The organism is Thermaerobacter litoralis, from assembly GCF_054654595.1.
The window spans coordinates 354,954-380,160 of the sequence record NZ_BAAIES010000008.1 but is presented as its reverse complement, the minus strand read 5'-3'; the positions used below and the strand labels follow the sequence as shown (position 1 = coordinate 380,160).

At 66.9% G+C, this 25,207-nt stretch carries 20 protein-coding genes; 17 read left to right on the top strand and 3 right to left on the bottom strand.

What is annotated here, in order from left to right; translation table 11 throughout:
• Positions 1-36: 36 nt before the first annotated feature.
• Positions 37-426 (bottom strand): ArsR/SmtB family transcription factor, encoded by a 390-nt coding sequence (locus tag ACYQ02_RS06815; RefSeq protein ID WP_460039686.1) that lies wholly within the window; start codon positions 424-426, stop codon positions 37-39.
• A 289-nt stretch (positions 427-715) separates the two neighbouring features.
• On the opposite strand from ACYQ02_RS06815, the gene ACYQ02_RS06810 reads away from it, so the two are divergent.
• The 3 genes from ACYQ02_RS06810 to ACYQ02_RS06800 all read left to right on the top strand — a co-directional run bounded on the left by ACYQ02_RS06810 (position 716) and on the right by ACYQ02_RS06800 (position 5,287).
• The gene (locus ACYQ02_RS06810; RefSeq protein WP_460039685.1) at positions 716-1,150 is read left to right on the top strand and encodes a hypothetical protein; all 435 of its coding nucleotides are present in this window, start codon (positions 716-718) and stop codon (positions 1,148-1,150) included.
• Between the two features lie 287 nt (positions 1,151-1,437).
• Entirely contained in the window at positions 1,438-2,655 is a 1,218-nt protein-coding gene (locus tag ACYQ02_RS06805; RefSeq protein ID WP_460039684.1) for an IS110 family RNA-guided transposase, read from the top strand.
• Between the two features lie 2,023 nt (positions 2,656-4,678).
• Positions 4,679-5,287 carry a hypothetical protein gene (locus ACYQ02_RS06800; RefSeq protein WP_460039683.1) on the top strand — a complete coding sequence of 203 codons (609 nt, stop codon included), beginning with the start codon at positions 4,679-4,681 and terminating at the stop codon, positions 5,285-5,287.
• 73 nt (positions 5,288-5,360) lie between these two features.
• Here the strand turns inward: ACYQ02_RS06800 and ACYQ02_RS06795 are convergent, their stop codons facing one another.
• Entirely contained in the window at positions 5,361-7,661 is a 2,301-nt protein-coding gene (locus ACYQ02_RS06795; protein WP_460039682.1) for a heavy metal translocating P-type ATPase, read from the bottom strand.
• A 538-nt stretch (positions 7,662-8,199) separates the two neighbouring features.
• Between ACYQ02_RS06795 and ACYQ02_RS06790 the strand changes: the two genes are divergently transcribed.
• The 7 genes from ACYQ02_RS06790 to ACYQ02_RS06760 all read left to right on the top strand — a co-directional run bounded on the left by ACYQ02_RS06790 (position 8,200) and on the right by ACYQ02_RS06760 (position 17,250).
• Positions 8,200-8,973 (top strand): thioredoxin family protein, encoded by a 774-nt coding sequence (locus ACYQ02_RS06790; protein ID WP_460039681.1) that lies wholly within the window; start codon positions 8,200-8,202, stop codon positions 8,971-8,973.
• A gap of 171 nt (positions 8,974-9,144) precedes the next feature.
• On the top strand, positions 9,145-9,645 hold the full coding sequence (locus tag ACYQ02_RS06785; RefSeq protein WP_460039680.1) for a luciferase domain-containing protein: 501 nt from the start codon (positions 9,145-9,147) through the stop codon (positions 9,643-9,645).
• Between the two features lie 479 nt (positions 9,646-10,124).
• Positions 10,125-10,823 (top strand): LexA family protein, encoded by a 699-nt coding sequence (locus ACYQ02_RS06780; RefSeq protein WP_460039679.1) that lies wholly within the window; start codon positions 10,125-10,127, stop codon positions 10,821-10,823.
• Positions 10,824-11,030: 207 nt separating this feature from the next.
• Entirely contained in the window at positions 11,031-11,984 is a 954-nt protein-coding gene (locus ACYQ02_RS06775; protein WP_460039678.1) for a patatin-like phospholipase family protein, read from the top strand.
• 31 nt (positions 11,985-12,015) lie between these two features.
• Positions 12,016-13,230, top strand: a complete 1,215-nt coding sequence (locus ACYQ02_RS06770; protein WP_460039773.1) for a glycosyltransferase — start codon at positions 12,016-12,018, stop codon at positions 13,228-13,230.
• Positions 13,231-13,249: 19 nt separating this feature from the next.
• Positions 13,250-13,822 (top strand): hypothetical protein, encoded by a 573-nt coding sequence (locus ACYQ02_RS06765; RefSeq protein ID WP_460039677.1) that lies wholly within the window; start codon positions 13,250-13,252, stop codon positions 13,820-13,822.
• Positions 13,823-14,007: 185 nt separating this feature from the next.
• Positions 14,008-17,250: an efflux RND transporter permease subunit gene (locus ACYQ02_RS06760; protein ID WP_460039676.1), complete on the top strand. Its 3,243-nt coding sequence runs from the start codon at positions 14,008-14,010 to the stop codon at positions 17,248-17,250.
• A gap of 307 nt (positions 17,251-17,557) precedes the next feature.
• On the opposite strand, the gene ACYQ02_RS06755 is transcribed toward ACYQ02_RS06760, so the two are convergent.
• Positions 17,558-17,902: a hypothetical protein gene (locus ACYQ02_RS06755; RefSeq protein ID WP_460039675.1), complete on the bottom strand. Its 345-nt coding sequence runs from the start codon at positions 17,900-17,902 to the stop codon at positions 17,558-17,560.
• Positions 17,903-18,304: 402 nt separating this feature from the next.
• On the opposite strand from ACYQ02_RS06755, the gene ACYQ02_RS06750 reads away from it, so the two are divergent.
• The 7 genes from ACYQ02_RS06750 (at position 18,305) to ACYQ02_RS12285 (ending at position 25,110) form a co-directional block, all read left to right on the top strand.
• On the top strand, positions 18,305-18,925 hold the full coding sequence (locus ACYQ02_RS06750) for a class I SAM-dependent methyltransferase (RefSeq protein ID WP_460039674.1): 621 nt from the start codon (positions 18,305-18,307) through the stop codon (positions 18,923-18,925).
• A gap of 162 nt (positions 18,926-19,087) precedes the next feature.
• A complete protein-coding gene (locus ACYQ02_RS06745) occupies positions 19,088-19,699 on the top strand; it encodes a TlpA family protein disulfide reductase (RefSeq protein WP_460039673.1) in 612 nt (203 codons plus the stop codon).
• A 49-nt stretch (positions 19,700-19,748) separates the two neighbouring features.
• Positions 19,749-20,546, top strand: a complete 798-nt coding sequence (locus ACYQ02_RS06740; protein ID WP_006903529.1) for a hypothetical protein — start codon at positions 19,749-19,751, stop codon at positions 20,544-20,546.
• 267 nt (positions 20,547-20,813) lie between these two features.
• A complete protein-coding gene (locus ACYQ02_RS06735) occupies positions 20,814-22,490 on the top strand; it encodes a multicopper oxidase family protein (protein WP_460039672.1) in 1,677 nt (558 codons plus the stop codon).
• A 217-nt stretch (positions 22,491-22,707) separates the two neighbouring features.
• Positions 22,708-23,415, top strand: a complete 708-nt coding sequence (locus ACYQ02_RS06730; protein ID WP_135225746.1) for a response regulator transcription factor — start codon at positions 22,708-22,710, stop codon at positions 23,413-23,415.
• On the top strand, positions 23,412-24,812 hold the full coding sequence (locus ACYQ02_RS06725; RefSeq protein ID WP_460039671.1) for a sensor histidine kinase: 1,401 nt from the start codon (positions 23,412-23,414) through the stop codon (positions 24,810-24,812). Before ACYQ02_RS06730 ends, ACYQ02_RS06725 begins: the two co-directional genes overlap by 4 nt.
• Complete coding sequence (locus ACYQ02_RS12285) at positions 24,733-25,110, top strand: four-helix bundle copper-binding protein (RefSeq protein WP_487248083.1); 378 nt, start codon at positions 24,733-24,735, stop codon at positions 25,108-25,110. The genes ACYQ02_RS06725 and ACYQ02_RS12285 overlap by 80 nt, the downstream gene beginning before the upstream one ends.
• Positions 25,111-25,207: the final 97 nt, after the last annotated feature.

Here is a 25,207-nt window from a genome sequence, read left to right as displayed (position 1 = left end):
GGTGACATCGCCCGGCGAACGGGCCCCGCATCGACGTCATTCCCGCGTGCCGCCGAGCCGCGTGCAGGCACGGATGTGCTCCACATTGTCCGCCACGATCTGCCGGGCCAGCTCCACCAGGGCGCGGATGCGGGGGTCGGTGACCCGGTAGTAGACGAACCGGCCTTCGCTGCGCGAGGTCACGTAACCGCACCACTTGAGGCACGCCAGCTGGTTGGACACCTGGCTCTGGGACACGCCGAGGGCTTCGACGATCTGGCCGACGTTCAGCTCGCCGTGTTCCAGGAGAAGCTCCACGATCCGCAGGCGGGTGGGATTGGCCAGCCCGTCGAAGAACTTCGCCCGGATCTCCAGCTGGCGCTGTTCGGCCTCTTGGGCCGTGACGGCGGCCGCCGAAGTACTGGTGGACCTGGGCATGTTGGTCATGTTGTTAGCACCTCCATGGGGCCCAACGACTGTGTCCACAAATCGAAGTATTAAAAAAAATAGGATGTATCAATTCGACGGTACCAGGCCGGCGGGGCCCCGTCAATCCGGAACTTGCGGCTCTGTATCGACGTCGAAAGGGCAGTGGTCCACCCATCAGGCTGTAGCCTGTCCTTTCTCGGGTCCTTACTCGGGAAGCGCGGGTCGTGCCGGGAGTCTGGGAGGTGAGCGCATGCCAACGGGGCGCCAGGGGCGGCGACACCAGCCGGGGCGAGGGGGCCGCTCTTTGGTGGCTGCCGTCGTGCTGGCTGCCGTCGCCCTGTCCCTTGTCCTTGCAGGGTGCGGCGGGGCCCAGGTCGGTGGGGATGGGAGAGGCGGTGGGACGCCGGGTGCCGGGCAGGGCGCTGGGGAGGAAGGAACGGCGGCGGTTTCGAGCGCCAGCTGGATCGGCCCTCTGGTCAAGATCCAGGGCACCATCTACCTGCTGAGCGACGAGCCGCCGGTCACGGAGGAGCGGCTGGCCGGCGTGATCGCCCGCGTCGAGCGCAAGTTGGACCACGAGCAGGACGTGCAAGATGGCGATTCCAACTTCCTTGACGCAGGGACGCCCATCTACGCGCTGCAAGGTGTGGACGTGGCGGAAGCCGTCGCGGCGGAATACCAGGGCCGGTTCGTCGTCCTGCGGCCGAACCTCGACCCCGGTGAGACGGGCACCTTGCGGTAGAAGGGCCGGCCACGGTGCGGTGCAGGGGGCAGGAGGGGCGCTGGCCGCACCTCACCTGCCTCCTCGTGGGTTATAGTCCAAGCAGGTTTTGACTCCCGCCTTCGCCAAGTTTCGTCAGGGCCGGAGGAGGTCCACTGCCTCCTCGCCGTGCGACGGCCTTAGGCAGACCGACCCCTCCGGCACCTGGCGAATCTGCTGCTCAACGGTCGCTAGGGCGTCGTGCCGCGAGCACCGATTCCACGAGGGCACCGTGGGTGGCGGGGATCGCCCCACGCGGAGGTGGCATCATGTTGCACGTCGGAATCGACCAGGGCAGCCAGCATCACGACGTCTGCCTGGCGTCCGAGGGGCAGGCTCCTTCCTACCTCCGGGTCCCCAACGATGCCGACGGCCTGCAGGAACTGCTCGCCGCGATCCGGCGTCGAGAACCGGACCCAGCACAGGTTCACGTGGCCATCGAAGGCTCGGGACAGGGGCTCTTCGTGGCGGCGCTCCTCGCCGCGGGCTTTCGGGTCGATCCCGTCAATCCCAAGGCGGTGGACCGCGACCGGGACCGCCTCTCCCCGGCCGGCAGCAAGGACGACCGCCGCGATGCCCTGGTCCTGGCCGAGATCCTCCGCACGGACCGCCATCGCCTCCAGCCCCTGCGCCTGGAGAGCGACACCCTGCGCCCGCTCCGGGTGGTCTACAGCCACCACCAGACCCTGGTGGAAGAACGCACGCGGCTTCTGAATCAGCTCACCGCCTGCCTGCGTGCTTACTATCCGCGGGCCCTCGAGCTGTTTGCGGACTTGGGCCGGCCGGTGGCCTGGACCCTTTTACGCGCCTTCCCGACCCCGGCCCACCTCGCCCGCGCCCGCCGGTCCCGGATCGAGAAGCTGTTGCGCCAGCATCGGTACCCCGGCGTGGCCGCCAAGACGGCCGAACTCCTTGAGCTTGCGCGCGAGCCCCAGCTCCCGGCCGATCCGGCCACGGTGGCCCTCTGGGCACGCCGTATGCGCTTTCTGGTGGATCAGCTCGAAGCCGTCTGCCGCGAGCTTGAGGCCTGTCATGAGCAACTTGAGACCCTGGTGCAGGCGCACCCGGACGGGGATTTGTTTCGCTCCATGAAAGGCATCGGCACGGTGCTGGCTGCCGGCCTGATCACCGTCTTCGGGGAGGACCGCCAGGCGGTCCCCAGCGTCCGCCCGATCCAATGCCGATCGGGGACAGCCCCCGTGACCGTTCGCAGTGGCAAGACCGTCCGGGTGCGTTTACACGCTTGCAACAAACAGGCTCGCAATACGGTGCAACTGCTGGCGCAGCAACTCGTGCTACACCACGACTGGGCCCGGGAGATTTATCAGACCCACCGCGACCGAGGGCGTCACCATCATGAAGCCTTGCGCATCGTGGCCCACCACGCCCTTCGGGTCCTTTTTGCGATGTGGCGAGATCGTCAGCCCTACGACCCCACCCGGTTCAAGGCGGCGCGTCGTCAGCGGCAACAGCCCAAGGCCGCGTAGCGCCCACGGGCACGTTCCTCAGCAGCCGCTTTGTCAAAGATCACATCCCCGACTACGGCGACTTGACCCTAGGGCGTCTTCCGGCGTGCTTTCCCGGCCGCGGCCGCGGCCAAGACGGCGGCCCGAAGGCCGGCCGTCGGGAAAGCCAAGCTCGGGAAAGGAGTGCAATCTGGATTGTCAAGGTCCGCCTACCGCCAGCGTAGCCGCGTCGCGGCGGGCCCGTGGCCGAAGCGGACAAAACGGCGATGATTTTTGGGGGAGATCGGCCGACTGGCAAAGTGGCAGGACGAACCGACCTGGCGCAAAAGAGCCTGGGTGCCATAGGCACCCAAATCGTGCTAGGTGGTGCTGCTGGGGAAGCCGATCGACATAAACATCACAACGAAACGCCTGCTTCCCTCGTTTCCTGCCGTTCCGCGTCGCCTTTTGTCGAAACTTTCTTGGCACCCTGCTGCAGGTGTTTGCCTCCATACAGCCAATTTCTAACCTAGGCAGATTGACATGCCAGAAATGGTGATATACACTATCTCGTGGGGCAGACGCTTGCCGTCATAAAAAGGTCTGCCCTTCCCCGTCGAACCTGATTACATAAGGATTCCATTTGGATGAGCAACGCGTTTCGAGGGGGCACATTGACGTTGCGCGAAATACTGGGAACCGCGGTAATCGCCGTAACTTACGTAGCAACCTACATCGTCGCTGCCCTTATACTAAACATCAACCGTCCCACACCTGAAGGATTGCCCTCAGCATGGGCACAACCCCTGGCAGTAGCCCTGAGCACTATCCCCTACGCGGTTGGGGGTGTCTATGCCATCTCGGCCTGGAGGCACCGCACCTTGTGGCAGCCCGCTCTGCTCGGTTTTGCCGCCGCCCTCATAGAGCGGGCCATTATCTTGGGAGGCGGTTATCTCACCTTTCTTGCGGACGTAGTGAGGCCCACGAGCCCAGACGTGCTTGGCTTTATCCAAGCGGAGGCTGCACCTTACTTCACACCGACGTACATCATCGTAGGCTTACTTGTCTCACCCCTTGTCACAACCCTCGCCGCTGCATTAGCCGCAACGTTCCGTCATGTTGTGCGTTAACAGTCCCCCCAACTATCCGTAATACGAACGCGGGCAACAACCTTGTCAAACGCCCTCCGGCCCCACCCGTACGTATCGTCGCCACGAGTCTCCATGCCGGGGTAGCGAGGAGGTGGAACGCAGCGGCGCAGAGCAGGGAGTTGGACGGCAATCACGGAGATCCCCTTTCCGATTGCTAGGGGGTGAACAGGACACGCGACCACGCAGAACTTAACACGTTCGGCTCGATTTGTCGTCAACCACCACGTCGATTCATGACGTTTCGGGAGGTGTCACCCACAATGAGAAATCGGTTTTTGCGCCTCACGTGTCTTATTACAGCGCTTTCAGTCAGTATAATTCTTCCCTTCCAGTCCGTCCATGCTGCTTACACTTACAGTAAGATAACCGTAGACGCGGCTCCCCAGCGGAACTGGACGCCGAGGCAAATGAGCTCGCAAATGGGGTACGATAGTGCACACAATGAGTTAATGACCAAGTTCTTTGATTTCTATTGGGACACCTACGCACGCAACGCACTCCTGCTTGAATGGAACTTTGGTAGGTACTACACAGCAGATATTGCATTAACAAACAAGGGGCAAACGTACCTGTCGGCCTGGACTTCAGGATTCTACACGAATCTTCCTTGTCCCGTATTTGACGTTGACGACGACAAACCAGTAAACGGCTATTATGACGAAACTGAAGTTGTCACTACTTGCAAGCCAGATCAATATATAAACGTTGGTCAGAAGTACTCGTTTATTTCATACTGGACCGTCAGGACAGTGCCGTCAAGCCCAGTGGCTATAGAATGGAACAGTCAGCTCAGCGTACTCTATTACCCAGAGTACGACACGTACACATATGAGTATCATCATACACGATACTTCCCGTGGTGGTAATGGCGAGGCTTTATAGAGATAACTCAGTCTGGTTACGGGGGTGTGATCATGGAAATTCGGTGGGCTCGTCGGTCAAGTATGCTGGCTATTGCAATTGGCATCTTGGCCGGAATGGTGCTTATGTTGAGTGAAGCTCCACGGGGAGTTGAAGGGTCGAGTCTTCTAAAGCAAGATCCGTATGCTTTAGCACGAAGTGATCGAGACGCGTTTCAGAACATGGTGGAGGATGTATGGCGCACACTGGCGGATGCACAGGCAAGGGGTATTGATCGTGCAGATGCCACTGTAACACTTCGGAGATCTGTGCGTCCAGCTGAGGCAAAAGCGCTAGTTGACAAGTTGGAAATGCAACTGCTAGCTTGGGATGCCAAAGTCGCAGACGGTACCTACCACCATAAGTCTAGTGGTGACCTGGAGAAAGATTTAGAGGATGCGATAAGGCGCGTTGAAGCTGGGACAGGACAGCAAGTCACCGTGGACGACTTTCGAATTGTAGCACTTTATGGTAACGTGAGCGTCAACAAGGCACGTAGTGCGGAAAGCGATGATCGCATCTTTCTCATAGACGTGCGGGGAGACGATAATCTCAGCAGTCAGGGCAGGTCCAAGCTTCCGCCGCACCTATTCTGGACATTTCCCGACTGGGACCAACGATGATATTCGAGTGGCGACATGCCTGTAGGCGGGTCAAGGGAAGGGGTGCGCCAACTATCTTGGTCCACCCTTTTCATTATGATTCAGCGTAGCCTTCTCCGATTCCGGGCCTACAGAATTTAAGGCCGGGCGGTTTCCCGCCCGGCCTTGAGCCTTCAGCCGCCACCATGACCTGGCCGAGGATACGTGCCAGCGCGTCGGGGAGCTCGCGGATGTCGGTGCAGCAGATCCACCGGGGGTAGATCTCCTCCATGTACCCCCAGGTCGGGCCAATGCTGACGCCGATCACCGTCACCCCCAGCCGCTCGGCGTCCCGCACCGCCTGCCGGGTGTCCTTCGCGCCGACCCCCAGGCCCCAGCGCGCCGGGAGCATGACGTCGGCCGATTCGATGGCGATGTCCGTTCCCGCCCCGACGGTGATGCCCACGTCAGCCTGCATCAGGGACGGGGCGTCGTTGATCCCGTCTCCGACGAAGGCCACCTTCCGGCCCTCTCGTTGCAGCTGCCGGACGAGCCGCCGTTTGTCTTCCGGCAGGAGGCGGGCGTGGAATGTGTCGACGCCGAGCTCGCGTGCCGCTGCGGCGACGGCGCCTTCGTGGTCACCGCTGGCGATGACGGTCCGCAGGCCGTGTCGTCGCAGGGCCGTAACCGCCGCAGCCGCGTCTTCCCTGGGCCGGTCGGCCAGGGCGATCGCGCCGGCCAGGTCTCCGTCAACGGCCACGTACACCACGGTGCGCCCGAGCTCGTGCTGGCGGTCTACCCAACGCGCCATGGCCTCATCCTGCCGGATCCCTTGCTCATGCAGGAGTCGCTGGTTGCCGACCACGATCTGGTGTCCGTCCACCCGGGCGACGATGCCCCGCCCCGGTTCGGCCCGGAGGGCCTCGGCCTCGGGAAGTTCCGACCCCCGCCCGAGCGCGGCGTCGACGATGGCCCGGCCCAAAGGATGCTCGGAGAGACGCTCGGCGGCAGCGGCCAGGGTGAGCACCTGCGCTTCGGGGTCACCCGGCGCAGAGGCTCCGGGTTTGACCAGCATGAACCGCTTTGCCGCCGCCACGGCCACCACCTGGGGTTTGCCTTCCGTCAAGGTTCCCGTCTTGTCGAACACCACCGTGTCCACCAGGCGGAAGACCTGAAAGGCCTCGCCGGAGCGCATGAGGATGCCGCGCGCCGCGGCTTCGCCGCTCGCCCGGACGATGGCCAGGAGCGTCGCCATGCCCAGGGCACACGGATAGCCCATGACCAGCACGCCCAGGGCGGCATAGGCGGCCCGTACCCCGTCCGGCCGCCCGCCGGCCAGCCACGGTGCGAGCAACCAGAACAGCGTGCCGGCGGCGGCCAGGGCGAAGACCACCGGCACGTAGACCAGGAGCACCCGGTCCACCAGGCGCAGGATTCCCGGCTTCATGGCACGGGCTTCGGCCACTTGGCGCGCGACCCGGTGCAGGAACGAGTCGTCGCCGGTGCGGGTCACCTCCACCTCGATCCCGCCCGTCAGGTTGATGGAGCCCCCGACGACTTCGTCGCCTGGCCGGCAGTCGCGGGGGACCGGCTCGCCGGTGACCAGGCGTTCGTCAATGGCGGTGGAGCCGTGGAGGATACGCCCGTCGACGGGGATCCGCTCCCCCGGCCGGATGCGCACCCGGTCCCCCGGGCGGAGTTCGTCCACCGGCACCTCTTCCTCGTTGCCTCGTTCATCCAGGCGCCGGGCCGTTGCGGGCTGTAGCGACAGCAGCCGGCGGACCGACTGGGACGCCCGCACGTGGACTAGGACCGAGGCATAACCCCCCACGGCGTGGAAGGCTAGGATGTAGGTGGTGGCGGCGAAGAAGGCACCGCCCGGCAAGCGCGGGTCGGCCAGCCCGGCGACTCCGCCGGCCAACCCGGCCAGGGCCGCAGCGGCCGCCAGCACGTCCTGGTTGAGAATCCGCCGCCGCAGCGACTGCCACGCGTTGCGGTACACGAAGCGCGCCGGGCCTACGGAAGCCAGCAGGGCCAGGACCGCCTGGGCCCCCGGGATCACGGCACGAAGGCCGGGAGCAACTTCACCCCAACGGCTCGCGACCATGACCATCGTGGCCGCGATGACTAGGCTGCCCGTGGCGGCCGCGATGCGCCGGGCTCGCGCCAGCTCTCGTTCTTCCTCGGCGAACACGTCGCTGCGGTCGGGATCGCGTACGGTAAAACCCAGGTCGCGCAAGGTGTCCGTGAGGGTCGCCACCGGCACCCGAACGGGATCGTAGCGCACGAGGACCTCTTCGTGGGCCAGGCTGACGCGGACGTCGTCGACGCCGTCCAGGCGGCGCAGCGCCTGCTGGATCGACCGGGTGCAAAGGGAGCAGTGCATGCCCCCGACCCGGACGTGGAGCGTCGCCATGGGAACCACCTCGCCGCCAATGTACACCCTTGAGCCCACTCGAAGGTCAAGACGGGGCGGGCGGTTCGACCCACACAGCTAGGTCCCCACCACAGGTGCGAGGTGGGGGCCGCCTGGACTCCACAGGACGGCTGCGAGTCATTCTGTTGCGTCAATCAGGCCGGCGTGTCATGGGAGCTGACGACCTCGACACGCCCCTCGACCGGAACGCCATGTACCCGCCGGATCGGCGCCTGCACCAACCTTGACCGTGTAGCGGATCCGGTTGCAGCCGGGCGCACTCCCGGGCCCGGGTCGCGGTCGCCTCCCCGGTGCCGGTGGTGCCTTGAGCCGCCTCCGCGCCCAGGCTATGCTGGGGCTGGAAGTTACGCGCGGGAGTCACAAGAAGGTGCGGGCGGCCGCGGCCATGACGGCGCCCACATGCGCCGGTGTCCTTGGTGGAAAGGTGGGCCGTGCCGGGGGAAGCAAACACCCGGCTACGAGCCCCGTCGCCGACAGGGACGGGGCTCGGGCTGGCCCCCGCAGCGGAGGCGATGGCATGGCGCTGATTCGCGAGCAAGACCGGAAGGTGCTGCAGGAACGGCTCCAGGACCTGGCGGGCCCCGTCGATGTGGAGGTCTTCACCCGTGACATGCGGCTGTTCGTTCCCGGCCGCGAGTGTCCCGGCTGCGAGGAAACGGTCGAGCTGATGAAGGAGCTGGCCCAGCTTCATCCTTCGATCCGCCTCCAGGTCAGGGACATCGACCGGGAGAGCCAGCGGGCGAGGGAACTGGGCGTCGAGCGGCCGCCCACGGTGGTGATCCACGGCCGGGCCGGCGGCCGGGTGCGGTTCGTCGGACCGCCCCTCGGCTACGAGTTCGCGACGCTGGTCGAAGCGCTGATCGAGGCCTCGGCGCCAGTGCCCGCCGGCGGTGAAGGTGCCGGGGGCGACGCACCCGCTGCCGGCGGGGCGGGGAGCCAGGCCGGTCACCAGGCCGAAGCTCTGGCCCTGCTTGGCGAGGCGGGCCGGCCCGTTCACCTGCGGGTCTTCTTCACCCCCACCTGACCGCATTGCCCGCGGGCCGTGCGCTCCGCGATCAACCTGGCCATGCAGAGCCCGCTGGTGACCGCCGAGGCCGTGGAGGCCACCTCCTACCCGCAGCTGGCCCAGCAGTACCAGGTATTCGCCGTGCCCAAGACGGTGATCAACGACCGTGTCTCATTCGAGGGCGCGGTGCCGGAGGACTATCTCTGGTCGGCCATCTGGCGGGCGCTGGATCTGCACCCCGGGCAGCCGGGAAGCACGGAAGAACCGGCCGGGCCGGGGAAGTAACCTTCCGGCAGGGGCCCGCCCTGCCGCTGGATCGACCTGTAGGTGCTGCCGCTAGACCGGCCCGTAGGGGCCGAACCGCAGCCACCGGAGAGGGCTCTCGCCGGATCGCGGGCTTGCCCTCTCCGGTCACCTGTATCGAGGTAGAGTAGGCATGGACAAGGGGGCCTGGTGATGGCGGTATCCATGCCGGCAATCGATTCCTTGCCCGAACGACGGGGTCCACGGCCCCGGACGACCCCGGCGAACCCCCACCAGCAGCTGGACCAGAACGCTCCCCCCGGGCTGCAGGAGGCGCTGTTTGAGCGGGCCCGGGCTCTGCCCGGGGTGCGCGTGGGGCCTAGCGGGATCTCCGTTCCGGGAGCCCGGGCCTTCATCCTCGATGAGGAGCTGGCGGCGGGGGCGCCGGAGGCGTTCATGATCGGCCGGGAGTTCGCCCACCTGCACCCGCCCTACGACGGGAGCCTGCATCTCATGCTGCCCGAAGCCACGGCCCGCGTGGTGGCCGCCAAGGGTTGGGGCGAGTTGCATCCGGTCGCCCGCCGGGGCTGGCTGCCGCCCACGGCGATGATGGTCTACGGTCCCCGCGACGACGATGAGCTGGAGGTGGTGTGGACCATCCTGCAGGCGTCCTATGCCTTCGCCCGCGGCGCGCAACCGGGCGGCCGTGGTTGAGGTGTGGGGGCGTTCGCCACGTTGGGAGATGGCGCGGCAGCGACGACCACCCCGCTTGCTGTGACCGCCGCAGGGGCTGGTCCCGCGCCCGTGGTCTGGGCCCGCGCGATCACCGGCAAGGCCTCCAGGTAGCGCAGGGCCCGCTTGCGATGCGCTGGGTCGGGGCCGGGGGCGTGGCCTGGCGGAGGAGCTGAATCGTGTACTTGCAGTGATACCCGCAGGCTTGCTGGACCTCGTCGAGGATCTGGGAGCGTTCCCCACGGGTTCGGGACGCCCATACCGTTCTCGCATGGTGGCGAGATCCTCGCGGCGGCTGGGGAGCGATATTGGCACAGCACGTCCCTTCGGTAAGATTTCTCCGTGAGTGATCCGGGACCCCTTCGGTTACATTTTGCCTGAGTGATTGCGGCCATTTGACATGGCCAGGCCGCATTGGGTATATTGGGCCCGAGAATTTTGGTTTTTTGGGGTGGTTTGCGGTGGGTAAGGCCGGTTTGACTGGCCGTCGCAAGCAGTTCCTCGAAAAACTGGTCGACCTGTACCGGCGAACGAACCTGCCTGTTCATTACGAGAGCGTCGCCCGCGCCCTCGGGGTCAGCAAATGGACGGCATACGACATGTTGAAAACCCTGGAACAGATGGGCTACCTGCGGCGAGACTATGCCTTGCAACGCGGTGAGGGCGGGCGTTCGCTTATCGTCTTCAGCCCCACACCCGAGGCGGAAAGGTTGCTGGCGGCCACCGTACGCCGCCCATCCGAACCCGACGAGTGGGACTTGGTACGGGATCAGGTTGGGGAACTGATTTCACGACTGAAGGAAATGCGGCCGGGTGAGGCCGTGGAGGCGCTGCTTCAGAAACTGCCTCGGCTGGAGTCGAGGGTCGGGTTCTGCGCGCATCTCCTCGGCCTATTCATCGTTTACGCCCGGCAACTGGGAGAGCGGACACGGCGGTTGGTGACACGGCTGGTGACCGCCGCCGCCCCGGATGCTGAGAAACGGTTATCCATCTTCATTGGGGTTGTGACGGGCACCGTAATCCAGACGCTGAGCCAGAACCTGAGCCTCGAATTGGTGGATCTTGTGGGCCGCTTCCTTAAGTACTTTCAGGACCTTGAGCCGCGCGAGCAAGAGATGTTGGGCCAGCTCCTCGAGAGCGCCTTGCGCGAGCCAAGTTGACCCGCTCGTTGCGTGGCACGGGCCCGTACACCGGCCACTTCCTATTCTAAGTTTGTGTGAACTTTTTGGGTCTTTATGGTCTTTCGTGTTCCTTGCGCCGCAGCCGCACCCTGTCCCCGCCGCGAGGTGGGGGGCACGAACGGAGTGACGGGGGGCTGGCGCCCGAAGGTGGGGCGGTCGGCGCCGTGAGAGCGGGGTGTTGATTCCATGCAGGGAAGGACGGAAGTGGGCCTGGCTCTGGGTGGCGGAGCAGCCCGCGGCCTGGCGCACATCGGTGTCCTGCGGGAATTACACGAGGCAGGAGTGGTTGTAACCCACATGGCGGGGTGCAGCTTCGGGTCCATCGTGGGCGCGGCTTACGTGTGCGGCACCCTGGACTTGCTGGAAGAGCGCGTTCGAAATCTCAGTCGTGCCCACCTCGTCCGCTATGCGGATACGGTCTTTGCCGGCGGCGTACTCCGCGGTGATGCGCTCCTCGAAGAACTCCGTTGCCTGACCCGCGGGCTCCATTTCGAGGAACTGTCGGTGTCCTTCGCGGTGCTGGCGACAGACCTGGAAACGGGCGCCCCGGTCGTCATCCGCAGGGGGCCCATTGCCGAGGCCGTACGGGCCAGCATTTCGATCCCCGGGTTGTTCGCGCCCGCCGTTGTGGACGGTAGAGCCCTGGTGGATGGGGGCCTTGTGGAACTGGTGCCGGTGAGCGTCCTGCGAGAACTCCGGCCACCTCGCGTCGTGGCCGTGGACGTCTCCAGTCCCTGCGATGTCTGGACCCGGGCCGTCAACCGCGCGCGGTGGTCCGTCAACGGCGTGCGCGCCCACTGGCGCCGTCTGGGCGCGGCAGGGGCCGATCGTTTACTGGTGCGGTTGCCGGCGGCACGAACCCGCCACGACCGGTCGCGTGACCGGGGGTGGGGCCTGGTACGGACGGTGCTCACCGCCTTCGACATCACGGAAGCCCGCCTGCAGCAGCATACCGACGAGATCCCGGCCGATGTGGTGATCTGCCCGGACGTCCGTCGATTCCACGGGCACCAGTTCGACCGGGCCGCGGAGATCATCGCCGCCGGGCGAGCCGCTGCGAGGAAGGCCCTGCCCTGGCTCACCAATCCGGCTCCCGCTTCCGGTTCGGTGGCATCGCCGGGAACGGCGTTCGCGTCGTGACCCGCGGCGGAAGGAGGGTGGCGGGTTGAAGGTGGCATTCTTCACCGACTCCTTTCGGGAAAATACGGGTGGACTCACCCGGGCCGTCATCACTCTCCACGATCGGCTCGTGGCGGCGGGCCACTCGGTCCGCGTTTTCACGTTGCCCCAAACGGGTGGTCCCCTCCATCCGGGGGATGTCCGCCTCGTGCGCTCCATTCCCCTGCGGCCCGTGCCCGGCATACCGCCGGACTCCCATCTGGCTTGGGACTACCGGGAGATCCGGCGCGAATTGGCCGCCTGGCGGCCGGACATCGTCCATCTCCACACCGTCTTTCCCGTGAGCTGGCTCGGTCTATGGGCGGCGCGATCCCTCGGGATCCCGGTGGTGGCGACTTACCATGCGAACGTGCGGTCGGCGGCGGTGCTTCTTCCCGGTGGCAAGGCCGTATCCGCGGCCGCGAGCTTTCTCAGCCGCGCCATGTACAACCGTTGCGATGTCGTGATCGCCCCCAGCCGGTTCGCGGCCAGGGAACTGCAGGCGATGGGTGTGGGGCAGCCCGTCACGGTGATCTCGAACGGCGTCGATCTCGACCGCTTTGTTCCGCTCGACCGCTCAGTTCGAGAGGAAGCCGGGGTGTCCCCGCCGGCCGGTGGAGCCACGGGGTCCGGCGGGCAGGACCGCCCCGTCACCGTCCTTTTCGCGGGCCGCCTCAGCCCGGAGAAAGGCGTGGAAGTCCTCGCGGAGGCGCTGGCCGCGGTCCTTCCCGAGGAACCGCGGCTACGGGCTCGCATTGCTGGCGACGGCCCGCTGGCCGGTGTTCTGCGGCGGGTCCTGGCCCCCCACATCGCCGCCGGTCGCGTGCGCCTCCTCGGGCACGTGCCGTGGGATGCCATGCCCGGGGAGTACCACCGGGCGGACTTGTTCCTCTTTCCGTCCCCTGCGGAGACGCAGGGGCTGGTGGTGCTGGAAGCCATGGCGACGGGACTCCCCGTGGTGGCCGTCCGGGCCGGCGCCCTGCCCGAACTCGTCCGCGACGGCGAGAGCGGGATCACGGTCCCGGCCGGTGAGGCGGAAGCCCTGGCAGGCGCCGTGTTACACCTGGCGCGGGATCCCGAGCTGCGCCGTCGATTGGGAGAGGGTGCCCGCGCCGTCGCCGCGGAGCACGAGGCCGGCCGGGTCCTTGCCCAGATCGTCGCGTTGTACGGCCGGGTCGTTGGCCTTTCCCCCGGTGGCCACGAGGTGAACCGATGTGGCGCCGCCTGACTCGGGAACGGATACGTGCGTGTGGACCTGGTCTGCCCTCGCCATGGGATTCGCTCTTCTAGCCGCCGGCGTCCCTGGGTCTTCATTAGGCCTCTTCGGCCTGTTGGCGGACGTGGCGGAGCAGAAGGGAGTCCCCTGGTGGGTGGCAGGTGCCATGGCCGGAGCCGCCACGGTGATGGGTCACGGCGCGAGCTATCTGTTCTTCGCCCACTTTGGTCAGCCGGTGCTGTCGGCGTTGAGTACGAAGATTCCCCACCTGGGTGTGGCCGTGCACCGCTTGCGGCTGTTGCTGGCCCAGGATCGACCGTTGTTGGCATTGCTGGCGCTGCGGTGGGTCGGCCTCGGCTATACCCAGGTGTTCTGGCTCCTGGCGACGGCGGGCATTGGCCGGCCGTCCTGGTTGGGCTTGTTGTTCCTCAACGACTGGTTGTGGGCGCTGATCTGGACGTACATGGCGGCGGGTCTGGTGAGGACAGTTCCTGGCGCCGGTGAGTGGCTGGTGCCGGGTGCCGCCGCCCTGGTGGTATTCTCCCTGGTGGCCGGGGCCTGGGGAGTCGTCCGGTATCTCCGCAGATCGGGCGGCGCTTCTTGAAGCGCGGTCCACTGCTGGCGCCTCTGCCAACTGCACCTTCACGTGTTCTGCTAGTTGCCACACGGCGCTGGCTATGCTATCGTGCGGACTGGTGTTTTGTGTGAAATGGGTCTTTTGGGTGGCCAGCTGCCTCTTGGTCCATCGGCGCGGCGACGCCCCCCGGCACCGTTTGGGAGGGAACCCTGTTGTACCGCTTGGTTCAGGAGTCCATCAAGCGCCCGGTTTTCGTGACGATCCTCGTCCTGATCGTGGCGCTCCTGGGTACCATCTCCGTGACCCGGCTGCCCAACGAACTGCTGCCGGACATCAACCCGCCCCTGGTCACCGTGATCACGCCCTGGCCGGGGGCCTCCGCCGCCGAGGTGGCGGACTTGGTTTCCGAGCCCCTCGAGGAAGCGGCGGCCGTCACCCCGGGCGTCGAGAACCTCCAGGCGTTTTCCCAGGAAAACGTTTCGATCCTGGTCGTGCAATTCGCGTGGGGTTCCAACGTCAACCGCGACGTCGAGGAACTGCGCACCCACATCGACCAGGTGGAGCTCCCCGAAGGGGCGGAACGGCCGGTCATCAGCAAGTTCGACCCGGCCTCGATGCCGATTCTTCAGTATGTGGTCGAATCCGAGGCCGATTCCGAGGCCGATCTCAACGAGATGGCGAAACGGGTGGAACAGGAGGTCCTGCCGCGCCTGCGCGCCGTGGACGGCGTGGCGGACGTGGAACTGGTGGGCGCCGCCGCTGACCAGGTGAAGGTTCACCTAAGGCAGGAAGACCTGGCTCGTTACGGAATCAGCGCGTTGCAGGTCCGCCAGGCCGTCGCCGCCGCGAACCTCAACTATCCTCTCGGAGAGGTACCGGAAAACGGCGGCCGGGTCAGCTTTCGCCTGACGGGGCGGCTTGATGCTGTCGATCACCTGAAGAATCTCGTCGTGGGGCAAGCTCCCGTCGCAACCGGAGGCGAGCCGTCCCGGCCGCGCCCCGTCCGCCTGTCCGATGTGGCTGATGTGCGCATCGCCCCGGCCGAGGCGACGTCCATCGTCCGGTCCGATGGCCGCCGCACCCTGAGTCTGCTGATCTTCAAGCAGGCCGACGCCAACACCGTCGAGGTCGCCGATCGGGTGGAGGCGGAGATCGCGTCCATCGAGGACGACCTGGACCTGACCTTCCGCGAGGTGCTCGATGCCGCCGAGATCGTTCGCGGTTCCATGGAAGACCTGGGCCGGGACCTGGTCATCGGTGGCGTGCTGGCCGTGCTGGTGATCCTGCTGTTCCTCCGGCAGCTTCACACATCGCTGATCAGTGCCATCTCCATCCCCGTTTCGATCCTGGCCACGTTCGTCGTGTTGTATGTTTCCGGGCTCAGCCTGAACATCCTGACCCTGGGCGGTCTCTCCCTGGCCGTGGGCCTGATCATCGACGATGCCATCGTGGTCATCGAGGCGGTCCACCGGCACCTGGAACGGGGGAAGACGCCGGCGCAAGCCGCCCTGGACGGCACCATGGAGGTGGCCGTCCCCGTCCTGGCCGCCACGGCGACCATCGTGGCCGTGTTCCTGCCGATCATCTTCGTGCCGGGCGTGGCCGGCGAGATCTTTCGCGAGCTGGCGGCCACGGTCAGCGCCGCGGTGCTGGTGTCGCTGGCAGTGTCATTGACCGTGGTGCCCATGCTGGCCGCGCGCCTGCTCAAGCCCGGCCGGCACGACCGGCGCCAGCGCCAAGGCGAGGAGGATCCGCAGGAAGCGAGTCCGCGCGGGGGGCCGGTTACGTCCGGCGACGTGATGCCGGACAGCTGGCTGGCCCGGCGTTATTACAGCTTCATGTCGGCGGTGCTGGGCTACCGCTGGGTCGCCCTGCTGGTCGCCGCCGCCATCCTCGGTGGTTCCTTGTTCCTGGTGCCGCACATCGGCGCCGAGTTCATCCCCACCACCGACGAGGGACAGTTCCAGATCCAGCTGCGCATGCCGGCGGGGAGTTCGCTGGAGGAGACGAGTCAGGCCGCGCGCGCTGTGGAAGAGGTTTTACGCGAGGACGAACACATCGAAGGGTACACCGTTCAGGTGGGTGGCAACCAGGGGCTCGCCATCTTGGGTGAGGTGAACGGCGGCCCGCGGACGGCGACCTTCATCGTCACCCATGACGGCGACCGGGACACCGAGGAAGTCATCCAGGAGTTGCGGGAACCGATCGAGAGGGCGGCCGCCCCAGGCGACGTCACCGTCAGTGTCCTCTCGACCATCGTGCACACCGTCGGCGCCCAGGGGACCGGCATCCAGGTCAACATCAGCGCCGCCAATCGTGAAGAGCTCGAGCGCTGGGTGCCGCGCATCCGGGACGCGGTGGCCGGCGTGGACGGCATCACGGGCGTGGAAGACAACCTCTCCCTCAGCCAGCCGGAGCTGCAGCTCACCGTGGACCGGGACCGGGCCACGGCCTACGGGCTGACCCCGGCCCAGATCGGCATCTTGCTGGAACCGGCCGTCAAGGGGGTCACGGTCGGGCGCCTGGAGGCGGGCGACCAGTTGTATGACATCTGGCTGCAGCTGCGCGAGGAGGACCGCAACACCGTCGAAAAGCTGGAGGCGATCCCGGTCGCGCGGGCGCCCGACGGCTCACCGGTGCGGCTGGGCGATGTGGCCGCGATCAAGCGGGGCAACGGTCCCGTCAGCATCGTGCGCTTCGACCAGCGCCCATCGGCGACCGTCACCGGTTTCTATGAGGGCCGCGATCTGGGCAGCGTCGCCGCCGACGTCGGGGCCGCCATCGTGGACTTGGACCTTCCCGATGACGTGGAAGTCTCGTACGGCGGGGTCGTGGACCTGATGAACGACAGCTTTTCGGGGCTGAGCCTCGCCCTGGTGCTGGCCGTGGCCATGGTGATCCTGATCATGGCGGCGGAGTTCGAGTCCTACCTGCACCCCTTCGTGATCCTCTTCTCCCTCCCCCTGGCCGCGGCCGGCGTGCTGGCGGGCCTGTGGGTGAGCGGCCACCACTTCGGGATCACGGCGTTCCTCGGCGCGATCCTCCTGGTGGGCATCGTGGTGCGAAACGGCATCATCATGATCGACTACATCAAGCAACTGCGCGAGCAGGGGATGCCCGTAGGGGAGGCCGTGCTCATCGGTGCCGCCGTGCGGGTGCGACCGGTCTTGATGACTGCCATCGCGGCGGCAGTCGGGATGCTGCCCATCGCCCTCGGCATCGGGGGCAGCGGGGTGAAGCTGATGGCGCCGCTGGGCGTCACGGTGGTGGGCGGGCTCTTCACCTCGACACTGCTGACCCTGGTGGTGGTGCCGGTCATGTACACCCTGCTCGACCCGGCCTACCGCCGCGAGCAGCACCGGCGGCGGCGTCAACCGAGGAGCCAGTCGCGGGAGCTCCCCGATCTGACGCCTGAAGAGGTTCTTGAGCTCTACCGGCGTTACTTTGGGAGTTAGGCGACCGTCCTTCTACCCGGCCTCAGGAAGTCCTCTGTACCCTAGCGGGACGGAGGGCGCGAAGATCACCGGGTACGTAGACCAGGAACACCCGGTCCGCCAGGCGCAGGATGCCCGGCTTCATGGCCCGGGCTTCGGCCACCTGGCGCGTTACCCGGCGCAGGAAATTCTCAACCAGGACGTGCTGGCGGCCACGGCGGCGGGTGCAGTCCTGGCTGGAAAGCGGGCGGGCATGGCTTGTCTGGGTGGAACCCGGGTTTGCCGGGCGGTTGCCGGCCGCTTGAGACCTCTTGCCCGGAGCCTGGGATCAGCGGTGACGTCGCCACCGCCAGAGGTGCCAGCCGCCACCCAGCATGCCGCCCATGGACGCGCCCATGGTGATCGTCACGCTGGCGGAGAGCCCGTGCGCCGCCATGCCGGACCAGAGGTCCATGAACGTCGTCGATGCCGCCGCCAGGGCGCTGCCGGCGAGAGCGCCAAGCCCGGCCAGGGTCATGGCCGCATGTTCCTCCTCCGCCGCGGGCCGCACCGTCAGCGGCGCGGCCAGGGCGAGCAGGGTCGCCAGCAACCCGTGCAGCGACAAGCTGTGGTCGAGGAAGCTCCCGATCAGCCCGGCCCAGGCCGAACGCTGGAACAGGGCGTCACCAAGCACCGCGCCACCTCCCCGTGATGCCGAGGTGCGGCGGGCCGTGAGCGGGCTGCACAGGCCACTGTCAGGCGCGGAGAAGGGCGGTGGTGCCTGCGGGTGGCCTTCCGCTCGGGCCGTCACTTATGCCGTATGCGCGGCAGGGGCTTTCGATCCCATCCAGTGGTTGCCGTCCAACGGCCTCCCGGGGGGCTCCGAAGCGGCAACCCGGCGTCCCCGGGGAACGCCGCACCGGAGGGTACAATGAAATGAAGGGTGTCCGGTGAAGAGGTAGGAGGGGTCGGGTGGGAGCGAGAACCCTACCCCGACGCCGGGCCGCCGGTACGGTTGCGGGTTACGGGCGGGCCTTCGGCATCGCGGCCGGGAACTCCCGAACCCGGTACGACCACGACGACGGGAGGAGGCACCTTGGCAGGCCACCCATTCTTCGCGGCCGTGTACGACCTGTTCCAGCGCCCGGCGGCGCCCGTGATCGATCCCTGGCGCCGGCGCGTGGCGGGTGGGGCGACCGGCCGCGTGCTGGAGATCGGTGTCGGCACGGGCCTCAACCTGCCGTTTTACCGGATGGAGCGGATCACGCGCCTGGTCGGGCTTGAGCCCGACCCCCACATGCGCCGGCGGGCGGCGGCGCGGGCCGGGCAACTCGGCATCCCCATGGAACTGGTCGCCGCACCCGCGGAGAACATGCCCTTTGCGGATCAATCCTTCGATACCGCGGTGGCCACCCATGTATTCTGCAGCGTCAGCGACCTGGAGCGGGCGTTGCGCGAGGTCTTCCGGGTGCTCCGGCCGGGCGGGACCTTCCGGTTCCTCGAACACGTTCGGGCCAAGGATGAACGGGCGGCCCGCTGGCAGGACCGGCTGACGCCGGTATGGCGTCTCGTTGCCGCCGGATGCCACCCCAACCGGCGGACGACGGAGGTAATCCAGGCTGCGGGCTTCGTCCTGGAGGAACTGGAACGGTTCGACCTGCCGGTGGGCGGTCCCGTCAGACCGCAGGCTTTCGGTGTGGCGCGGCGCCCGGTGTAGGACACGAGGAAGGGAGCATGCATAGTGGTGACATCCGGGGACGGTGCGTTGCGCCTGTTTCGCGTTCCGGGAGGCGGGCGTTCTCCGGGAGGCGGCCGTTCATAGTCGATCCGCCGCTGCGCCCCCTCGGGCCGCGGCCGCGCCGGTACTGGGAGGGTCTCGATGAACCGGATTCTCGGGGGAGCTGTCCTGCTGCTCGTGGCCATGTTGCTTGCCGGCGGAAGCCTGAGGCCGGAGGTGCCTGCGGCCCCTCCGCCGGGGGACATGCGCCCGGCACCGGCGCCCGAAGGGACGCCGCCGCCCGCCGGGCAGGGCGGGACGGCGCAGGAACCGTCCCCGCCGGTGATCGCCGTCGGCATGCCCGCACCCGACTTCGAACTGCAGGACGTCACGGGTCGCACGGTGCGGCTTTCGGATTACCGCGGCAAGGTGGTCTTCCTGAACTTCTGGGCCACCTGGTGCCCGCCCTGCCGCGAGGAGATGCCGGAGATCCAGCGGCTGGTCGACAAGGGCGTCCCGGACCTGGTGGTGCTGGGCGTGAACACCAGCGATCCGGCCACGCCCGCCGAGGTCAAGGCCTTCATGGAGCGGAACGGCTTCACCTGGCGCGTTCCTTACGATGCGGGCAGCCGTGTGGCCCGCATCTACAGGGTGGTCTACCTGCCGACCAGCTACTTCATCGGGCCGGATGGCATCGTCTGGGCAAAGTATATCGGGCCGATGAGCCTGCCGGTCATGGAAAGCTACGTAGAACGGGCGCGCCAGGGAGGGTGAGCCCCGGCGGGTGCCCCGCGCTGCATGGTCGACAAGGGAGGGACGGTGCTTGTCGCTGCCGGTTCTACCTGACGTGATCGGCCTCGGCCCGCTGGCTTTCCCGACCGGGCCCCTGGCCACTGTGGCCGGTACGCTGGTGGCGTACGTCCTCGCGGTCAAGCTCGCCGAGCGAGCGGACGCGCGCGCCGGCCCGGCGGGACCGGCGGCGCCCGCACCGTCCCCGGCCACGGTGCCGCATTCCCCGCAGGCCCCTTCCCCGGTTGCCGATCCGGCCCTCGTCGACCGGCTGTTCACACGGGTGGCCATCGGTCTCTTGCTGGGCGCCAAGGCAGCCGACATCCTGGGCTCGCCGTCCAGTTACATCCACAACCCCCGCCTGCTGATCGCCTGGCCCGGCGGTTCCACCGCCGCGATCGGGGCCTTGATCGGAGCCTTGCTGTTGGCCGGTCCCTTGGCGCGGCGGTGGCGCGAGATCCCGGCCGTTCTTGACGTGGTCGCGACGCCGTTGCTTCTGGGCCTGGGCGTCGTCGCGCTGGGGCTGCGCGACCCGCGCGCATTTCCCCTGGCGACGGGTCTCGTGCTGGCGGCAGGGATCCTCGCCCGCTTGCGTCCACTGGCTTCGTTCCCGGGCCATGCCGCTTTGGCTGGCGTCGTTCTGGCCAGCGTGGCGGCTGTCGGAGCGGATTTCTTCCGCCCGGCAGCGGTCATGCTTGGCGGCATCAGCCGTTTCCAGGTCATGGCCGCGATCACCGGCCTGCTGGCCTATGGGGCCGCCGTGGCCATCGCACGGGCCCGCGGGAGAGCGGAGCGCGGGGAACCGCAGCACCCCGTCGTCAAGGAACCGTGACCCTCCTCAGCAAGGAAGCGCCAGACGCGGCGCACGGCAAGGTGGCGTGCAGCGCCGCGCCCCGGCGAGGCAGGGCGCCTCGCCACCGTGGGGCGCACGCTCTCCCCTCGTTCTTCACACGCTTCTCACACGACTGGCCTAAAATCGCCGGCGCGGGCCGCATCGGGCCGCATCGGAGCGCGCAGTGGCGGCCCGAGCGGCCAAGCGGGGTGGTCGAACCCGTCGAGGCGGGTTCAGAGTTCCACTCTCATCGAGGAGGAGCCAGCGATGCGCGTGTTGCGGAGGAGATGGACCGCGGCGTTGCTTGCCGCGGGGCTGGCCTTGCTGGCCGGCTGCTCGAGCGTCGGACCGGCCGGCCCCACAGCGGGCGGCGGCGACGGCGCGGCACCGGTCGACACCGCCGGCAGCGAGATGGCGACGGCGCCGGCGATCTTGCGTCCCGATGAAACCGGTGAGATCCGCCTGGTGGCCAAGCCGGCGAGGCTGGAAGTCGCCCCGGGCGTCGAGAAGGAAGTCTGGGCCTACAACGGCAGCGTCCCGGGACCGGAAATCCGGGTCAAGCAGGGAGAGACGATTCGCGTGCGGTTCAAGAACGAGCTTCCGGTCCCGACGACGATCCACTGGCACGGGTATCCGGTCCCCAATGAAATGGATGGTGTACCGGGTGTGACGCAAAACCTGGTCAAGCCGGGCGAGGAGTTCGTATACGAGTTCAAGGCGACCGTTGCGGGGACGTACATGTACCATTCCCACCAGGAGAGCGCCGAACAGGTCGACAGGGGACTCTACGGTGCGCTGGTGGTGGAGGAACCCGAGTCCGCGTACGATCGTGATTTCACGCTGATTCTCGACGAGTGGACCAAGGCGGGAGAAAGCAACGCAGAGCCGGCCGGGACCGATATGGATCACGGGAGCATGGGGGGCATGTCCGGCCAATCGAGCCAGGGAACGGAAGCGCAAGGCATGCAGGGCATGCAGGGCATGCAGGGCATGCAGGGTATGGGCGACATGCCGGGCATGTCCGGGGACACGAACCACGACGGGATGGGTAGCCCGCAGGATATGTCGATGCCCATGCACACGATGCAGTACGACATCTTCACCATCAACGGCAAGTCGGGTTCCCTGGTGCAGCCCCTGACGGTGACGGAAGGGGAACGGGTTCGGATCCGCCTGATCAACATGGGATACCTCCGGCATGACCTGCATCTCCACGGGCATTCCTTCACCGTGGTGGCCCGTGACGGTCAGCCCGTGGCCGGGGGCCGACCGTTGAAGGATCAACTGATCTCGATCGCGCCCGGTGAGCGTGTCGACATCGCCTTTGCGGCGGACAATCCGGGTACGTGGTACCTTGAGGCCCACGACGCGGGCGCTGCGGCCGCTTCGGGGATGAAGGTGGCCATCGCCTACGACGGCGCCTCGCAGCAGACGGGCCAGCCCAACGAGACGGCACAGCTTCCGGTGGTCGATTTGCTGAATTATGGGCAGGATGAGCAGGGGCCCTTCACCCTGGACCAGGAATATGACGTCCAGTACACGATGGAGCTGGGCACGGGCATGGGCGAGAACGGGGTCATCTACACCATCAACGGCAAGACGTTCCCGGACACGCCGCCCATCCGCGTTAAGGAGGGCGATCTGGTACAGGTACGCATCGTGAACCGCTCCCCGACGGATGAGCACCCGATGCACCTCCATGGACACTTCTTCCAGGTTCTGAGCAGAAACGGAAAGCCGTTGACGGGTGCCCCGGTGATCAAGGACACGCTGAACGTCAAGCCCGGCGAAGAATACGTGATTGCCTTCCGTGCGGACAACCCGGGCAACTGGGTGTTCCATTGCCACGAGTTGCATCACGCCGCGGGCGGCATGGTGACACAGGTGCTCTACGACGGGTACGTCAGCAACGTGCAGCCGGAACCCGACGCCAGGCCGGAATGACGCCGGCCGTTGCGGGACGCGGAAGACCAGAAGGGGTGCCTCCCTTCTGGTCTTCCGTTTGTTGTTGGGACGGAAACGATGCGCGCCGGCCAAGGCCGGGTTGTCCGTCGATGCCGCCGTTGTCAAGCTGAAGGGGAGCGGATCGGGGATCAGCGGCCGGTGGTGCGTTCCGGGGAACGGGGCCGCTGCATCCTCCAGGCGGCGGGGAGGGCAGACCATGCGCATCCTGGTGGTCGACGACGAGGCTCCGATGCGCGCCTTGCTCCGGCTGTTCCTCGAGCAGCACGGGTTTGCGGTCTCCGAGGCGGAAGACGGGTATGAGGCATTGGAGCGCGTCCGGACCGAGCGACCGGATCTGGTTCTGCTGGACATCATGCTGCCGGGCATCGACGGCTGGGCGGTGTGCCGGATCCTCCGGAGGGAGAGTGATGTTCCGGTCATCATGCTGACGGCCCGGGACGACGTCCGGGACCGGGTCTCCGGTCTCGAAGCCGGGGCGGACGACTACCTCGTCAAACCCTTTGCAGAAGAAGAACTGTTGGCCCGCATTCGAGCGGTCCTGCGCCGCACCCCAAGGGTCGAGGGGCGACCGGCCGACCGGGTGATCGCCGGGCCCCTGCTCATCGACGTGCCGGCCCGGGAGGCATACTGCCATGGACGCCGTTTGAATCTGACGCCTAAGGAGTTCGATCTCCTGGCCTTGTTGGCACGGCATCCGGGGCAGGTGCTGGACCGCGCGCGGATCATCGAGCGGGTATGGGGCTGGGATTACGACGGCGACGTGCGCACCGTCGACACCCACGTCAAGACGTTGCGCGCCAAATTGGTCGCAGCCGGCTGTTCCCGGCACCTGATCGAGACCGTGCGCAGCATCGGGTACCGTTTGAACCCGCACCACGACGGACGTGGTGGGACCATCCCATGAGTCGTCTGCAACTGTCGACCAAACTGGGGCTATTGTTGTTCGCCCTGTTCAGCTCGCTCTGCCTGATCCTGCTCGCCGTCCTCTACGTGGTCTTCAGCCGCTCCCTGGTGGCCCAGGCGGCGGCGGATCTATTGCACCGCGGCCACGGGCATGCCGAAGCGCTCAGCGGCCGGTGGGGGCCGGAGGCCCTGAACCACGTGGTCGCCATGGAGCGACAGACCCCCCTGATCGCAGCCGTCGTGGATCGTGGGGGAACGGTCCTGGCGTCCTCGGAACCGCTGGGCCCCGAGCAGGCGCGCTACCTCCAGGTAGACGGCCGTGCCCTCGCCACGCCGGAAGGGGCCGTCGTCAGTGGCGACTGGCGAGAGGAACCCTACCTCGTTGTATGGTCGCCCGTGTTCAGAAACGGTGAGTGGGTGGCCACGGTGGTCCTCTTCGAACCCACGGAACCCTTCCGACGTGACCTGGAGGCGTTCAAGGTCGCCAGCTGGATCGCCCTCGGCATCATGGCGGTCTTGGCAACGGCGGTGACGGTCGTGTTGTCGAGACGATTGACCCGACCGTTGCGGCAGATGACGGCCGTCACGTCCGCCATTGCCGCAGGGGACTACACGCAGCGCGTGGCGATTCGTGGCAACGACGAGATCGCTCGCCTGGCCGCTTCCATCAACCGGATGGCCGAAAGCCTGCAAACGTACCGCGCCCAGCAGTCGGCGTTCCTGGCCGACGTATCGCACGAACTGCGGACTCCGCTGACGTACATCCAGGGTTACAGCGATGCCCTCGTCAAAGGTTACGGGGACGAAGCCCAGCGCCGGGTGATGGCGGCCACCATTCACCAGGAGGCGGGCCGGTTGACCCGCCTCCTTCAGGACCTGTTCACCCTGGTGCGGCTGGAGGAGCCGACCTTCTCCCTCCGTCGCCAGCCGGTGGAAGTGGGCCAGACCGTCAAAGCGGTGGTGGCGCGCCTGTTGCCGGCCTTTGCGGAAAAGGGTGTGAACCTCCGGGTGGATGCGCCGGAGGATCTTTGGGTGGACGGTGACGGCGAACGGCTGGAACAAGTGTGGATCAACCTGCTGGACAATGCGCGCCGGCACACCCCTTCCGGAGGAGAGGTGACGGTTAGCATCGGCCGCGAGGGGAGGGAGGCGGTGGTGACCGTGCGGGACACGGGGGAAGGCATTCCACCCGACGACTTGCCGCATATCTGGGAGCGCCTCTACCGGGTCGACAAGTCGCGCTCCCGCGCCGGCGGAGGGGCGGGGCTCGGCTTGGCCATCGTCAGGCGCATCGTCGAGCTGCACGGTGGCCGGGTCCATGCGGAAAGCAGATGCGGTCAAGGGGCGACGTTCCGCGTTTGGCTGCCTCTGCGTCCAGCAGTACAAAAAGTACATTGACGCCTGCAACAGCTGCATGCAGGCCTGCGAGCAATGCCTGACGGCCTGCCTGAAGGAGCCGGACGCCGCGCAGCGCGGCCGGTGCGTGCAGCTGTTGCGCGATTGTGCAGACATTTGTGCCCTGGCTTCCCGGGTGATGTCCCGAGGCAGCGACTTTGCCGGGGCCATTTGCCGGGTCTGTGCCGAGATCTGTGAAGCCTGCGCCCAGGAATGCGGCCGGTTCCAAGACGAGCACTGCCAGGAGTGCGCGCGCGAGTGCCGCGCGTGCGCCGAGGAGTGCCGGCGGATGGCCGCGTGACCGCGTTCGCCGCGTGGCGGGACGGGACTGGGACAGCGCAGCGGAAGGCCGCTGGATCCTCCAGCGGCCTTCCGCTCTCGCGCCGGGGTTGTTCCAC